Source organism: Mesorhizobium sp. M0408 (assembly GCF_040321495.1).
In the GTDB taxonomy this organism is placed as follows: Bacteria; Pseudomonadota; Alphaproteobacteria; order Rhizobiales; family Rhizobiaceae; genus Mesorhizobium.
The window spans coordinates 64,398-76,725 of record NZ_JAMYRO010000009.1 but is presented as its reverse complement, the minus strand read 5'-3'; the positions used below and the strand labels follow the sequence as shown (position 1 = coordinate 76,725).

Annotated in this window: 15 protein-coding genes; 10 read left to right on the top strand and 5 right to left on the bottom strand. The window is 63.0% G+C overall.

Annotation, left to right across the window (positions count from 1 at the left end):
• Positions 1 to 20: 20 nt before the first annotated feature.
• Positions 21 to 764, bottom strand: a complete 744-nt coding sequence (locus NKI67_RS12880) for an SDR family oxidoreductase (RefSeq protein ID WP_352645477.1) — start codon at positions 762 to 764, stop codon at positions 21 to 23.
• 284 nt (positions 765 to 1,048) lie between these two features.
• Between NKI67_RS12880 and NKI67_RS12875 the strand changes: the two genes are divergently transcribed.
• From NKI67_RS12875 to NKI67_RS12840, 8 genes are all read left to right on the top strand, one after another.
• Positions 1,049 to 1,672, top strand: coding sequence for an NAD(P)H-dependent oxidoreductase (locus NKI67_RS12875; protein WP_352645475.1), 624 nt, complete (start codon positions 1,049 to 1,051; stop codon positions 1,670 to 1,672).
• Between the two features lie 375 nt (positions 1,673 to 2,047).
• Positions 2,048 to 2,380, top strand: coding sequence for an ArsR/SmtB family transcription factor (locus NKI67_RS12870; protein WP_352645473.1), 333 nt, complete (start codon positions 2,048 to 2,050; stop codon positions 2,378 to 2,380).
• 4 nt (positions 2,381 to 2,384) lie between these two features.
• Positions 2,385 to 3,077, top strand: coding sequence for an aquaporin (locus NKI67_RS12865; protein WP_352617124.1), 693 nt, complete (start codon positions 2,385 to 2,387; stop codon positions 3,075 to 3,077).
• Entirely contained in the window at positions 3,074 to 3,496 is a 423-nt protein-coding gene (gene arsC, locus NKI67_RS12860; RefSeq protein ID WP_352587067.1) for an arsenate reductase (glutaredoxin), read from the top strand. The genes NKI67_RS12865 and arsC overlap by 4 nt, the downstream gene beginning before the upstream one ends.
• 96 nt (positions 3,497 to 3,592) lie before the next feature.
• A complete protein-coding gene (gene arsH / locus NKI67_RS12855; RefSeq protein WP_352617121.1) occupies positions 3,593 to 4,321 on the top strand; it encodes an arsenical resistance protein ArsH in 729 nt (242 codons plus the stop codon).
• A 99-nt stretch (positions 4,322 to 4,420) separates the two neighbouring features.
• The gene (locus tag NKI67_RS12850) at positions 4,421 to 4,753 is read left to right on the top strand and encodes an ArsR/SmtB family transcription factor (protein ID WP_352490030.1); all 333 of its coding nucleotides are present in this window, start codon (positions 4,421 to 4,423) and stop codon (positions 4,751 to 4,753) included.
• Between the two features lie 50 nt (positions 4,754 to 4,803).
• A complete protein-coding gene (locus tag NKI67_RS12845; RefSeq protein ID WP_502909339.1) occupies positions 4,804 to 6,180 on the top strand; it encodes an NAD(P)-binding protein in 1,377 nt (458 codons plus the stop codon).
• On the top strand, positions 6,177 to 7,400 hold the full coding sequence (locus NKI67_RS12840) for an MFS transporter (protein WP_352645470.1): 1,224 nt from the start codon (positions 6,177 to 6,179) through the stop codon (positions 7,398 to 7,400). Before NKI67_RS12845 ends, NKI67_RS12840 begins: the two co-directional genes overlap by 4 nt.
• Positions 7,401 to 7,424: 24 nt before the next feature.
• Here the strand turns inward: NKI67_RS12840 and NKI67_RS12835 are convergent, their stop codons facing one another.
• Positions 7,425 to 7,649 carry a hypothetical protein gene (locus tag NKI67_RS12835; RefSeq protein ID WP_352645468.1) on the bottom strand — a complete coding sequence of 75 codons (225 nt, stop codon included), beginning with the start codon at positions 7,647 to 7,649 and terminating at the stop codon, positions 7,425 to 7,427.
• A gap of 230 nt (positions 7,650 to 7,879) precedes the next feature.
• Positions 7,880 to 8,245, bottom strand: a complete 366-nt coding sequence (locus NKI67_RS12830) for a VOC family protein (protein WP_352645466.1) — start codon at positions 8,243 to 8,245, stop codon at positions 7,880 to 7,882.
• A 144-nt stretch (positions 8,246 to 8,389) separates the two neighbouring features.
• Between NKI67_RS12830 and NKI67_RS12825 the strand changes: the two genes are divergently transcribed.
• The gene (locus tag NKI67_RS12825) at positions 8,390 to 8,701 is read left to right on the top strand and encodes a hypothetical protein (protein ID WP_352645464.1); all 312 of its coding nucleotides are present in this window, start codon (positions 8,390 to 8,392) and stop codon (positions 8,699 to 8,701) included.
• Positions 8,702 to 8,745: 44 nt separating this feature from the next.
• Positions 8,746 to 9,621: a sigma-70 family RNA polymerase sigma factor gene (locus NKI67_RS12820; protein WP_352645462.1), complete on the top strand. Its 876-nt coding sequence runs from the start codon at positions 8,746 to 8,748 to the stop codon at positions 9,619 to 9,621.
• Between the two features lie 188 nt (positions 9,622 to 9,809).
• On the opposite strand, the gene NKI67_RS12815 is transcribed toward NKI67_RS12820, so the two are convergent.
• Together NKI67_RS12815 and NKI67_RS12810 are read right to left on the bottom strand one after the other, a co-directional pair.
• Positions 9,810 to 10,967 (bottom strand): sulfite oxidase, encoded by a 1,158-nt coding sequence (locus NKI67_RS12815; protein WP_352457327.1) that lies wholly within the window; start codon positions 10,965 to 10,967, stop codon positions 9,810 to 9,812.
• 653 nt (positions 10,968 to 11,620) lie between these two features.
• Entirely contained in the window at positions 11,621 to 12,265 is a 645-nt protein-coding gene (locus tag NKI67_RS12810) for a hypothetical protein (protein WP_352453494.1), read from the bottom strand.
• Between the last annotated feature and the right edge of the window lie 63 nt (positions 12,266 to 12,328).

Here is a 12,328-nt window from a genome sequence, read left to right as displayed (position 1 = left end):
GGGTACCACCTTTGCGGCCCTCACGCCTGCTCGGTCGGATAGAGCGTCAGGATGTTGACGTTGACCCGTGGCGGCTGGCTCACCGCATACAGGATGGCGGCGGCGATGTCCTCGCTTTCCAGCTGCTCCATGTCGCCCAGCCTTTGCTCGACCGCCTGGCGCACATCGGCGCGCATATTCTGGGTGAACTCGGTCTTGACGGCGCCAGGCTCGATGCAGGTGACGCGGATGCCGTCCTTGCCGATCTCGCGGCGCAGCGATTCCGCCATCGCGCTCACCGCGTGCTTGGTGCCGGAATAGACCACCGAAGGGTGGATGTAACGGCCGGTGCCGGACGAGACCACGACGATGTGGCCGGCGCCTTGCCGCTGCATCGACGGCAGTGCCGCATGGATCGGATAAAGCAGGCCCAGGATGTTGACGTCGACCATCCGGCGGTATTCTTCCGGCGTCGTGTTGCGGAACGGCGCGGCGACGCCGACGCCGGCAACCGCAAGCAGCATGTCGAGCCGGCCGTACTCCTGCTGGACCCGCTCGACCATCGCCGTGGCTTGCGTTTCGTCGGTGACGTCGACGGCAATCGGCAGTGCCGCGCTGCCGGTCTCACGGATCCGCCTCGCCAGGTCGTCCAGGCGCTCAGTGCGCCGCGCGGCAATCGCAACCGTGGCGCCCTCGGCCGCCAGCGCCAAGGCGGTGGCCTCGCCGATGCCGGAGGAGGCGCCCGTCACCAAGGCGATCTTGCCGCTCAGTTTTCCTGCGTGCATGTTTTCTCTCCTGACGCTTTGGACACGCCGCGAAGCTAGGGCGCAGGCTTTCTGGAACAATGCTGATCGAAAACCGAATCCACTGTTGGGGGTTTTGGCCCCAGCAAGCTCACGTCTGCGCACGAACGGGCCTTGACGCGACCGGAGGTGTTGCGTCTTGATATGGGGGCTGCGGGGCTTCGCATGAAAACAGCTGATCGACTACGTCTGCGGGTGGCTTGTTTGCATGCGACGCTTGCATGCACCCCCGCGATCCTCTCGCGACCGACAGGTCCGAGCGCAAGATGAAGGTCCTCGTCGTCTATTGCCATCCCTGCGCCGACAGCTTCAACGGCGCGGTGCGCGACACGGTGCTGGAGACGCTTGCCGAAAGCGGCCATCAGGTCCACCTGCTCGACCTCTATGCGACCGGCTTCGATCCGGTCATGCGCACGCAGGAATGGCGCGGTTACCACGACAAGGCGGCGAACCTGCAACCGGTGCACGAACATGCGCAGGAGCTGCTCTGGGCGGAGGCGGTCGTCTTCATCTATCCGACCTGGTGGTATGGCCTGCCGGCGATGCTGAAAGGCTGGCTGGAGCGTGTGCTGGTGCCGGGCTTCGCTTTCGAGATGCCGACGGCACGACGCGGCCCGCAGCCCAAATTGCGGCACATACGCCGGGTGATGGCAATGACCACATGTGGCGCCACGCCGCTGATGTCGTGGATCATGGGACAGCCCGGCCGGCGGACCCTGCTACGCGGCTTCCGCTCCGTCTGCCATCCGCTGTGCCGGACCAAATTCCTGGCGCTCTACCGGATGGACAGCGTCTCGGCCGCCGGACGCCAGGCGCATCTGCAGCGGGTCAGAAAAGCGGTTGCCGGTCTTGGCCGCGCTGATGCGGTCGCCGCCATGGCGCCTGGCTGATTTGGACCAGGCGAGCCGCCGCCGGCACAGGGCAATCGCTTCGGACAGGCGATAGCCTTCAGATTTGTGTTGGGGACGGCCAGTTGTCGAAGTCGGCGCCGCCCCTCATCGCCCTGCCGGGCACTTCTCCCCGTATAGGGACGGGGAGAAGGGGCTGACCGCGGCCTCGGCGCCCTTCTTGCAATGCTGGCGATTGGCGAAAGCAGCGACGAGAGCACCCCTCTCCCCGTCACTATACGGGGAGAGGATGCCGGCAGGCAGGTGAGGGGCAGCGCCAACGCTCGGAGCAGAGGGCGACTTCAAACCTCAAGCGATTGCATTGCGCCACCGACACCATGCGTTGACTCTATTCCCCATTTCTGGAATCCTGGAAATGTGGATAAGACACTCGCCCTTTCGGCGCTTGCCGCGCTCGGCCAGGAGACCCGGCTGGACGTTTTTCGCCTTTTGGTGCGGGCCGGCGCCGAGGGGGTGGCTGCGGGCGAGATCGCCTCACGGCTCGCCGCGTTCCCGAATACGATGTCGGCCCATCTCAAGATACTATCGCATGCCGGCCTGGTGCGGACCGAACGGGAAGGCCGCAGCGTGCGCTACTTCGCCGACATGACCAAGTTTCGCGATCTGCTGGCCTACCTCATGGAGGATTGCTGCAACGGCGCGCCGGAACTTTGCCAGCCTGTCATCCAGGCCGTGACCTGCAACTGCTAGCCAGATGAGCTCCGGCAATCTTCCCCGCCGCCTTGTTGCCGAAGCCCTCGGCACGGCTCTTCTGGTCGCCACCGTGGTCGGTTCCGGTATCATGGCCGATAAGCTGACCGACGAGGTCGCACTCACCTTGCTCGGCAACACCTTGCCGACCGGGGCGATCCTGGTCGTGCTCATCACCATATTCGGACCGATATCCGGAGCGCACTTCAACCCGGCGGTGACTCTGGTATTCGCGCTTCGACGCGAGATCGAAACGAACGCAGCGCTGGCTTACGTCGCCGCCCAGATTGCCGGCGGCATCGCTGGAACGTTGCTCGCGCATGCGATGTTCGAACTGCCGATCCTGCAAGTGTCGGCGACGGTGCGGACCGGAAGCGGGCAATGGATTGCGGAGCTGGTCGCCGCCTTCGGGCTGGTTTTCACCATCCTCGCCGGCCTGCGTTCCCGTCCGGATTCGATCCCCTGGCTGGTCGGGCTCTATGTCACCGCCGCCTACTGGTTCACCGCATCGACATCCTTCGCCAATCCGGCCGTCGCCATCGCCCGTGCGTTCTCCAACACTTTTGCCGGGATCCGCCCCGCCGATCTGCCGGGCTTCATCGGCGCCGAACTTTTGGGCGCGTTGCTCGCCATGGCATTGGCAGGGTGGCTGATCGTCCAACCGAAACCAGCCGGACAGATGAAAGCTGCGCAATGACCATCACCATCTATCACAACCCCGATTGCGGCACCTCGCGCAACACGCTGGCCATGATCAGGCAGTCCGGCGAGGAGCCTGAGGTGGTCGAATATCTGAAAAATCCGCCGTCGCGCGAAAAGCTCGTCGAGCTGATCGCAGCGATGGGCATGACGCCGCGCCAATTGCTGCGCGAAAAGGGCACGCCCTATGCCGAACTTGGCCTGGGCGACCCGAAGTGGAGCGACGACGAGATCCTCGATTTCATGCTGGCGCATCCGATCCTGATCAACCGGCCGATCGTGGTGACGCCGCTCGGCACCATGCTCGCCCGACCCTCCGAAGCGGTGCTCGATATCCTGCCCAATCCGGATATCGGCCCGTTCACCAAGGAGGACGGCGAGGTCGTCATCGACGCCAGCGGCAAGCGCGTCGGCTAGAGTATTTCGATATTTCTCGAAATTTGCTTTGACGCCACGGCGAACCGCACCTATTTATTTCGATAAAACTCGAAATAAGAAAGAAGCTTTGAAACCATGACGATAGCCGACCACGCCGATTCCCTGCCAAACATCGATATGGAGCAACTCCCGGCGATCGATGCATCTGCGCTGTTCGATGTGACCGCCTCGGCCCACAAACCTCGGATCTTGATGCTCTACGGCTCCTTGCGAGAGCGTTCCTATTCCCGCATGGTCACTGAGGAAGCTGCGCGTATCTTGACCTGGCTTGGCGCTGAAGTCCGCATCTTCAACCCTGCCGGTTTACCGCTGCCGGATTCGACGCCCGCCAATCACCCCAAGGTGAAAGAGCTGCGTGAGCTCTCGCTCTGGTCCGAAGGCCAGGTCTGGTGTTCGCCCGAACGTCATGGTTCGATGACCGGTATCATGAAATCGCAGATTGACTGGCTGCCGTTGTCGTTGGGCTCGGTGCGGCCCACCCAGGGCCGGACGCTTGCCGTCATGCAGGTTTCCGGCGGCTCACAAAGCTTCAATGCCGTCAACCAACTGCGTATCCTGGGCCGCTGGATGCGCATGTTCACCATCCCGAACCAATCGTCGGTGGCAAAGGCATTCAACGAATTCGATGCGGCCGGGCGCATGAAGCCTTCGCCCTACTACAATCGCATCGTCGACGTGATGGAGGAACTGATGAAATTCACGCTTCTTCTGCGCGACCGGTCGGCGTATCTCACCAACCGTTATTCCGAGCGCGTCGAAAGCGCCGAGGAGCTTGCCAAGCGGGTAGACCAGCGCTCGATTTGAGGCGGGCGGTTGGCGCAAACGAGACGGCGATTGCCAGGTTATTCGAGAATGTTCGAAATAAGCGTTGACGCCGTGGGGTCTCGGGGCTAAGACGTTTCCATGAAACTCGAAAAAGCAGCCTCGCAACTTGAAGCCCTCGGCAGCCCGACGCGGTTGCAGCTCTATCGGACGCTGGTGCGGGCGGGCGATGAGGGGCTGCCGGTCGGGCGTATCCAGGACAGATTGGGCATCGCTGCCTCGACGCTGTCGCATCACCTCAAGCGGCTGGTCGACACCGGCCTGGTGACACAGGAGCGGCAGGCGACCACGCTGATCTGCCGGGCCAACTATCCCGCCATGAACGGGCTCATCGGATACCTCGCAGACGAATGCTGCGCCGACGCCACCTGTGCGCCGGCATCGGCGGAAGCGGCCGCCAAAACGGCGGCATGATTTTTTTGCCATTATAATTCGAAATTACCGGAAGGATGGAAGACATGGAGATGATCGAAAAACTCCCCGTTGCGGTGATCGGCGCCGGGCCGGTCGGTCTGGCAGCAGCGGTCCACCTGATCGCGCGGGGCATTCCTGTCAAAGTCTACGAAGCCGGCAATGCGGTTGCATCCAATCTCAGGGATTGGGGCCATGTCCGTGTGTTCACGCCCTGGCGCTATTGCGTCGATCTGGCGGCTAGAAACCTGCTCGAGGCGTATGGCTGGCGGATGCCTGAGCCCGAGGCATTCCCGACCGCGGACGACCTCGTCGCGGATTATCTCGAGCCGCTGGCAAAGCTTCCGCAATTGTCGCCGTCGATCGAAACCGGCGCCCGCGTCGTTGGCATTTCGCGCTGGGGCGCCGACAAGGTGCTGAGCAAGGGTCGCGAGAACCGGCCGTTCATGCTGGCGGTCGAGACTGCCGATGGTACAAGACGCGACAGCGCACGTGCCGTCATCGATGCTTCGGGAACCTGGCAGATGCCGAACCCGCTCGGCGCCGGCGGAATTCCTGCAGAAGGCGAGGCCGAATTTGCCGACCGCATCGCCTACGGCATCCCCGATATTCTCGGCCGCGACCGCAGCCTTTATGCGGGGAAGACGACGCTGGTCGCCGGCTCCGGCCATTCGGCCGCCAATGCGGTGCTGGATCTCGCCAGCCTGGCAAATGTGGAGGCCGGCACCGCTTTCATCTGGACAACGCGCGGCACCGACCTGGTGCGCATCTACGGTGGCGGTGATGCCGACCAATTGCCGGCACGCGGCGAACTCGGCGCCGAAGTACGCGAACTCGCCGAGAGCGGCGGCGTCAGGCTGGTGACGGCCTTTGCGGCTGTTTCGATCCGCGATGCCAACGGCCGGCTGGTCGTCGAAGGCCAGACCAGGGACGGTTTGCAGGCGCTTGGCCCGGTCGACCGCATCATCGCCGCGACCGGACAGCGCCCGGATCTGTCGCTGACCCGTGAGCTTCGGCTCGAGCTCGATCCATGGCTGGAAAGCGTCAAGGCATTGGGACCGCTCATCGATCCCAACGAGCATTCCTGCGGCGACGTGCCGCCGCACGGCCACCGTGAGCTCAGTCATCCAGAGGAAGGGTTCTATACGGTCGGCATCAAGAGCTATGGCCGCGCACCGACCTTCCTGCTGCTGACCGGGTACGAGCAGGTCCGCTCGGTCGCGGCGGCGATCGCCGGCGACATGGTTGCGGCCGACAATGTCCAGCTCGTGCTGCCCGAGACCGGCGTCTGCACCGTGCCGAGGATCGGCATTGCCGACAAGGGGTGCTGCGGCGGTCCGGCGCCGGCAGCGGTGGATGCGTGCTGTGTCGCCGACGCCAAGGCGAAGGCGGTCGGCAAAGGCGGCTGTGGCTGCAGCGTCGCGGCATGAGCCTTCTGGCGCCTTCGCCCACCATCTTGCGCAGCCGCGGCGCGATCATCACCGCGCTTGGCCTGACGCAGATCATGGCGTGGGGTTCTTCCTACTATCTTCCCGCGGTCATCGCGCCGGCAGTCTCCTCCGATACCGGCTGGCCGCTGGCATGGGTTGTCGGCGGCCTGTCTCTTGGCTTGCTTGTGGCCGGATTGATCTCACCGCGCGTCGGGTCGTCGATCGAGCGGCATGGCGGCCGCAACGTTCTGGCGTTCAGCGCCGGATGCATCGGGCTCGGCCAGATCGGGCTGGCTCTTGCCCCTAACCTTGCGGCCTATATCGCTGCCTGGCTGGTCATCGGCCTGGGCATGGGGGCGGGGCTCTACGATGCCGCTTTCGCAACGCTTGGCCGCCACTATGGCCACGGCGCGCGCTCCGCCATCACCATGCTGACGCTGTTCGGCGGCCTTGCGAGCACCATCTGCTGGCCGATCTCAGCCTTGCTGCTGGGGGAGGTCGGCTGGCGCGGCACCTGCCTGGTCTACGCCGCCTTTCAGCTGGCAATTGCGCTTCCGCTCTATCTGGTGATCCTGCCCCGGGAGCCGCCGCAACCGGCAGTCAAACCAGGATTGAACGAGGCGGCACCCATTTTTTACAACCAAGCCGATCCGTCGATCGTGATCGTTCTGGCCGCGACCCTGACACTCGCAGCGGTGATCTCGTCGACACTATCGGTGCATCTGCTCACAATCCTGCAAGGCAGCGGCATGGCGCTTGCCGCAGCCGTCGGGCTCGGCGTGCTGGTTGGTCCATCACAGGTGGCGGCGCGCGCGATCGAGATGATGATCGCGCGCTACCACCATCCGATTTTCACCAAGTTTGCCTCGGTTACGTTTGTGGCGATCGGCGTTTCGACGCTCTGGGCCGGCATGCCAATCATCCCGCTGGCGCTGGGCTTCTACGGCGCAGGGATCGGCCTGGAATCCATCGCGCGGGGGACGTTGCCGCTCGCGCTGTTCGGCTCGAACGGCTACGCGAGACTGATGGGCCGCCTCGCCATGCCGAGCCTGATCGCCCAGGCGGCCGCACCCTCGGCCGGAGCATTGCTGCTGGAGCGCTTCGGCCCGCACGGGACGTTGGCCGCGCTTTCTGGTCTAGCGCTGGCCAACGTCATCCTCGCATGCGGCTTGGGCTGGCGGATGCTCCGCCGGCGGCAATCGCAGGTTCAAACCCGATAGGATTTCGACCTGCGTTCAGCGCCTTCAACTGGAGAGCGGGAGATCTTCCGAGGGATCGACAAGGAAAGACGCGGCGATCAGATCGTCCGCATCGAGGCGCAGTGAGCCTTTGGCGCCGCCCATAATGGCGGCAACCTTTTGAAACGTCTTGATCTCATGCTCGGTAATCTGGGCACTTTGCATTCTGGAATTGAGGTCAGCGACGCGCAGCCCCAAACTGTGGGACATTCCGATTTTACGGTTCGACATGGTAAGATGCTCCTCCCCGGCCCATGTTTGTTTTGCCACCCGCCCTTATTCGTATTTCCTCCGCCTGCCTAAATATGAGGCATCGCGATACAGCGCCCGAACGCCCGATGCAAGGGAAGGTTCCGGCGCGCAGAGGTCACGAAATAATAATACGAAGGAAGTACGGCCGATGGTCCGGCCGGTGGTAGGACTTAGGTACGACGCCCCGCCGGACAGAGGGCTCCGGTGCCTTATCGGCTCGCGAGGACCATGCGGTTGCCTTCGCTGTCGCGAAATTCCGCCACCGTGCGCCCCGGCTGCCACGGCGCCTCATGCGCTTCGGTGATGATCTCGACGCCGCCCGCTTGCATGGCCGCGATCATTGCCCCGACATTTTCGTCGACCAGCACCAATACCGGCTCCGCGCCGGGAGCGTCGTCGGCGCGCCTGACAAAATGCAGGTTCGTCACGGCATGCGGAAATGCCAGCTCGATCCAGCGCCAGCCGCCATCACCCATCTTCTGGTCAGCCATGACCTGGCAGGCGAGATGCCTGGTGTAGAACGCCTTGGCGCGGTCCTGCTCGAACACCGGAAGCTCGGCAAACTGGATATGCATGATCGTCTCTCCTGCTTGATGGCTGCCGCGCAGCCGCCCACGCGGGAAAGACGATGCGGGCAACCGAAAAGATTCTTCGGCAAGGAGAATCTTTTCAGCGCAGCCGGTCGTCCTTCGTTCATACCAACCAGTCAGGAGACGACGATGAACTACGCGCTCATTCGATACGGTGTGAACCAAGCCGACCTGGAAGATAACCGCGCGCTGGTCGAAAAAGTGTTCGAAGCGCTTGGCGAGGCGGCACCGCCGACGGTGCGTTATCTCGTGCTCGAGCTGGACGACGGCTCGTTCGTCCACATCGTCGGCCAGGACGGCGATTCGTCGGCGCTGACCGGGCTTGCGGCCTTCAAGGCGTTTACGAAAAACCACGCCGAGCGCCGTTCGACCCCGGCACTGCGATCGCCTGTCAAAGTCATCGGCAATTACCGTATGCTGGCGGATCAGAAAGCCGGGTAGCGCCTGCCGTGCCGCTCGCGCAGAAATGGGACGCTACGCCGAAAATGAACAGGGCGACTTTGGAGGCGATGCTCGTCGGGTTGCGGCCAAGGCTGCATCGCTACTGCGCGCGTATGGCCGGCTCGGTGATCGACGGCGAGGACATCGTCCAGGAGGTGCTGATCAAGGCGCTGCAGGCGATCGACGGGGGTGCGATCGTCGAACGTCCCGAGCAATGGCTGTTTCGCATCGCCCACAATGCCGCGCAGGATCATCTGCGGCGGCGCAATCGGGAAAGGTCGCGCATGACCGAGGCCGACATGAGCGTCATCGAGGATCCCTCCGGCAGCGCCGACAGCCGGCTCGCCGCCCAGACCGGCCTGCGCTCCTTCATGCAGCTTTCGGTGCCGCAGCGCAGCGCTGTGATCCTGGTCGACGTGCTCGGCCTCAGCCTGCATGAGACCTGCGAGGTGACCGGCGCGACGCTCGCCGCCACCAAGGCCGCGCTGCATCGCGGGCGGGCGCAGCTCAAGCTGCTGGCGCTGCAGCCCGAACAGGCGCTTGCGCCGAGGCTCGACGCCGATGACGAGCGCCGGCTGCGGCGCTATGTCGACCTGTTCAACGCGCGCGACTTCGACGCGGTCAGGGCACTGATCGCCGAGGACGTGCGGCTCGACGTCGTCAACCGCGTCCGCCTGCGCGGCAAGACCGAGGTTTCGACCTATTTCGGCAATTACGACCGTATCAGCGACTGGACATTGTCGCTCGGCTTCGTCGACGGCCGGCCGGCGATCCTCATCCGCGACCCGCAGGCGGCCTACGGCGCCGTGCGCGGCTTCATGCTGGTCGAATGGAGGGACGATCAGGTCATCCAGATCCGCGATTTCCGCTATGCGCCCTGGTGCCTGGTCGACGCGGAGATCAGGGCCGTGGAGGGGTGAGGAGAGCGCTGGAAATAGTGCGAAATGGCGATCAGGCAGCCTCCTCCTGCGTGACCCAAACGCAATTGCCACATGGCAGCAGGTTCTTAGAGCGGTTCCGGTTCTCTTGGAACCGGTAACTCGCTCTAACTATCTGTTTTGCCGCATTTATGCGGACGCCAAATGACTCCATTTGGCGGCAAAATCCTCTAGCCGATACGCACGCGGCGCGTCACCTGGCCATTGCTCTCCCAGTATGTGTGTTTCTTGGCTATCAAGGGATCGTCCATCGCCGGTTGAATTTGTCCCGTGGTGCTGACCGCGCGCGAGGTTACGGTGTGTTCTCCAGGAGAGGGATTTGCCCAAGCCAGGGACCATATTTTCCAAGCGTGTTCGGCCTCCTCACTGTGGTCAATGGTCGCTGGTGTCCAAGGCCCTTGATCGATTTGCACTTCGACCCGGTCGATCGGCGCCCCCCAGGCTGCCCCAACGATGCGGTAATCTGAATCTTTCCGGGTGACCTTCGCAGGCGCGGACTTTATCAGCGCTCGCCCGACTGACGTCTCGGCCCATACGGTCTCGCCGTTGTGGTCCTCCTCCCGGATTGTGACATAGTCACGGGCCATCAGAAGGCTCATGAACCGCGTATCGCGAACCTCGATGCGCTTTAGCCACTTGACGTTGGCGATCCCGTACCAGCCTGGCGCAATGAGCCGTACCGGGAAGCCATTGGGCGCCGGCAAGGCGGCCCCGTTCATTTCATAGCAGAGGAGATTGTCGGGGTTCATCGCGTCGGCGAGCGACATGCTACGAGCGAAGTTCTGCTGCATCTTGACGTCGCGTATCGGGACCTCGCCTGTATCGGTACCGAAAAAGACGACCTCGATGCCCTTCTCCATAACGCCGGCTTCCTCGAGGATCGGGGCGAGCGGCGTCCCTGCCCAGCGAGCATTGCCGATGCCGCCGGTGAAAAAGGGAAACCCGTGGTTGCCCGAGCATTCCACTGTGAAAACGACCTCCTGCCGCGGTCGCGCCCTGATGTCGGCGAGCGTTAACTCCAGGGGCTTCTTAACCAGGCCTCCGATCTCCATCGACCATGTCTTCTCGTCGATCGTTGGTCGGTTGAAATGCGAGATGCTGAAGAACTTGTCGTTTGGCGTTATCCAGCTATCCAAATCCTCCCAAACAAGCTGCTTCTGGATACCCGCCGGATCGGGATTTTCGGTCGGCTGATCCAGCCATGGAATAACTTCCTCGTTCGGCCGTGTTGGAAAAGCGTAAGCCCGGCGCGAGGTATAGAGAGCAGCAATTGCGGCAAGAGCCGCGCTTCCTTGAACAAGAAGTTCTCTGCGCTGAAAATCAGGCATGTTGTTTACCTCCCAGTTGATCCGGAACGGGCTGCAACGTGCCTTAGGCCGTAGCCTGATCACGGATAGGCGACACAATGTGAGGTCTGCCCACCCGGAAGTATCCGGGTAGGTCAGATAATCACCGACGCAAGTCAAGCATGTGAAGCATTGCACGAAACGCCAGCTCGCGTTTCGCACGCTAAGAGTGCGCCTTTGAGAAGGAACTGTCCACAACTTGGACGGGACATGATGATGATTGCAGCATTCCATGCCGATTTCCTGTCCTGCCAAAATGGTTGCTGCTCGGATCGCTGCCGAACGCCCGCTTCTGGGTCATTTCGGGACCTTCGCGGGTGCGATCGGAAGGGCCGTTCCGACCCAATTTCTGCCGTTCCGATATCGGCCTTGCCAACTCCAGGGCGGATGTTCACCCATTTCGACGAGAAACTGCGTTGGCCTGCCGTCTGTGGGCGCGACAGGATGGCGGTGCGGCCGACGCAGGTGTATGATGGCGGTCTAATATTTCAAGATCAGGAATTTGCAGGAGGAGGCGGGCCCGGGCGGCACATCAGAACCAATCTGCATAACGAGGTGGCCAGCAACCAGGCCGCCTGGCTTGGGCGCGGCAGATCATTCACACGTGAACCATTCGCCGACCGAGCGGGGACACCCTAATTGGTGGTGACTTGCGTCACCGCCACGCCGGTTATCCTGCCGTTCCCGGCTGTGTAGGTGAGCGTCTGCGTGACCGTGGCGTCCTTCTGGTCGGGAGACGAAGCAGGATAAGAGGCGGCGAAGCCGAAATGGCCGTAACGATCGGGCTTGGCGGCGCCAAATTTCGCGGCCACGTCGCTCAGCGGCGCTCCGACGCCGGGCGTATCGAGTTCAATAGCTGTCAGGCTGGCAGGCGCGCCGGCGCATCCTTCCGGCACCTTGCCTTCCGGGTTCGGCTGCAGGGCGACGGACAGGACACCGTGGTCGGAGCCGCCCATCTCGCCGGATACGAACCAGAAGATCGACGGCGATCCGCCGGCGTCGGGGCCGGCATAGCAAAGCCAGTGGCGTGAATCTCCGGCGTCACCTTCATCGTGCATCGCTCCGCCGAAGGCTTTTTCGACATCGGCAAGCGTGGTTTCCTCAAGCTTTATCTCCAGCGGCCCAGCTTTGACCTGCTTGAATAGCGGGCTGGCCAGCGGCGAGTTGATATCGCCCAAGGATGGAATCGCCCGGTCCGGGTTGAGCGGCTTGGCCAGCGTCGTTGCATTGGTCACCAGTCCGGCAACGATGAGTGCGAAATATCCGGCGTTCTGTCCCATGCCGATCTCCTGTCGTTCGAAATGAAGGTGCGGAAGGATTTGCGGGCGGGTGCTACCCTGTCT

Bases quoted from the DNA above. Each gene is read 5' to 3' on its own strand.
- NKI67_RS12880 (WP_352645477.1), bottom strand. From the start codon at position 764: ATGCACGCAGGAAAACTGAGCGGCAAGATCGCCTTGGTGACGGGCGCC.
- NKI67_RS12875 (WP_352645475.1), top strand. From the start codon at position 1,049: ATGAAGGTCCTCGTCGTCTATTGCCATCCCTGCGCCGACAGCTTCAAC.
- NKI67_RS12830 (WP_352645466.1), bottom strand. From the start codon at position 8,245: ATGCATATCCAGTTTGCCGAGCTTCCGGTGTTCGAGCAGGACCGCGCC.
- NKI67_RS12845 (WP_502909339.1), top strand. From the start codon at position 4,804: ATGATCGAAAAACTCCCCGTTGCGGTGATCGGCGCCGGGCCGGTCGGT.
- NKI67_RS12815 (WP_352457327.1), bottom strand. From the start codon at position 10,967: ATGCCTGATTTTCAGCGCAGAGAACTTCTTGTTCAAGGAAGCGCGGCT.
- arsC (WP_352587067.1), top strand. From the start codon at position 3,074: ATGACCATCACCATCTATCACAACCCCGATTGCGGCACCTCGCGCAAC.
- NKI67_RS12825 (WP_352645464.1), top strand. From the start codon at position 8,390: ATGAACTACGCGCTCATTCGATACGGTGTGAACCAAGCCGACCTGGAA.
- NKI67_RS12840 (WP_352645470.1), top strand. From the start codon at position 6,177: ATGAGCCTTCTGGCGCCTTCGCCCACCATCTTGCGCAGCCGCGGCGCG.
- NKI67_RS12810 (WP_352453494.1), bottom strand. From the start codon at position 12,265: ATGGGACAGAACGCCGGATATTTCGCACTCATCGTTGCCGGACTGGTG.
- NKI67_RS12850 (WP_352490030.1), top strand. From the start codon at position 4,421: ATGAAACTCGAAAAAGCAGCCTCGCAACTTGAAGCCCTCGGCAGCCCG.
- NKI67_RS12820 (WP_352645462.1), top strand. From the start codon at position 8,746: ATGAACAGGGCGACTTTGGAGGCGATGCTCGTCGGGTTGCGGCCAAGG.
- NKI67_RS12865 (WP_352617124.1), top strand. From the start codon at position 2,385: ATGAGCTCCGGCAATCTTCCCCGCCGCCTTGTTGCCGAAGCCCTCGGC.
- NKI67_RS12835 (WP_352645468.1), bottom strand. From the start codon at position 7,649: ATGTCGAACCGTAAAATCGGAATGTCCCACAGTTTGGGGCTGCGCGTC.
- arsH (WP_352617121.1), top strand. From the start codon at position 3,593: ATGACGATAGCCGACCACGCCGATTCCCTGCCAAACATCGATATGGAG.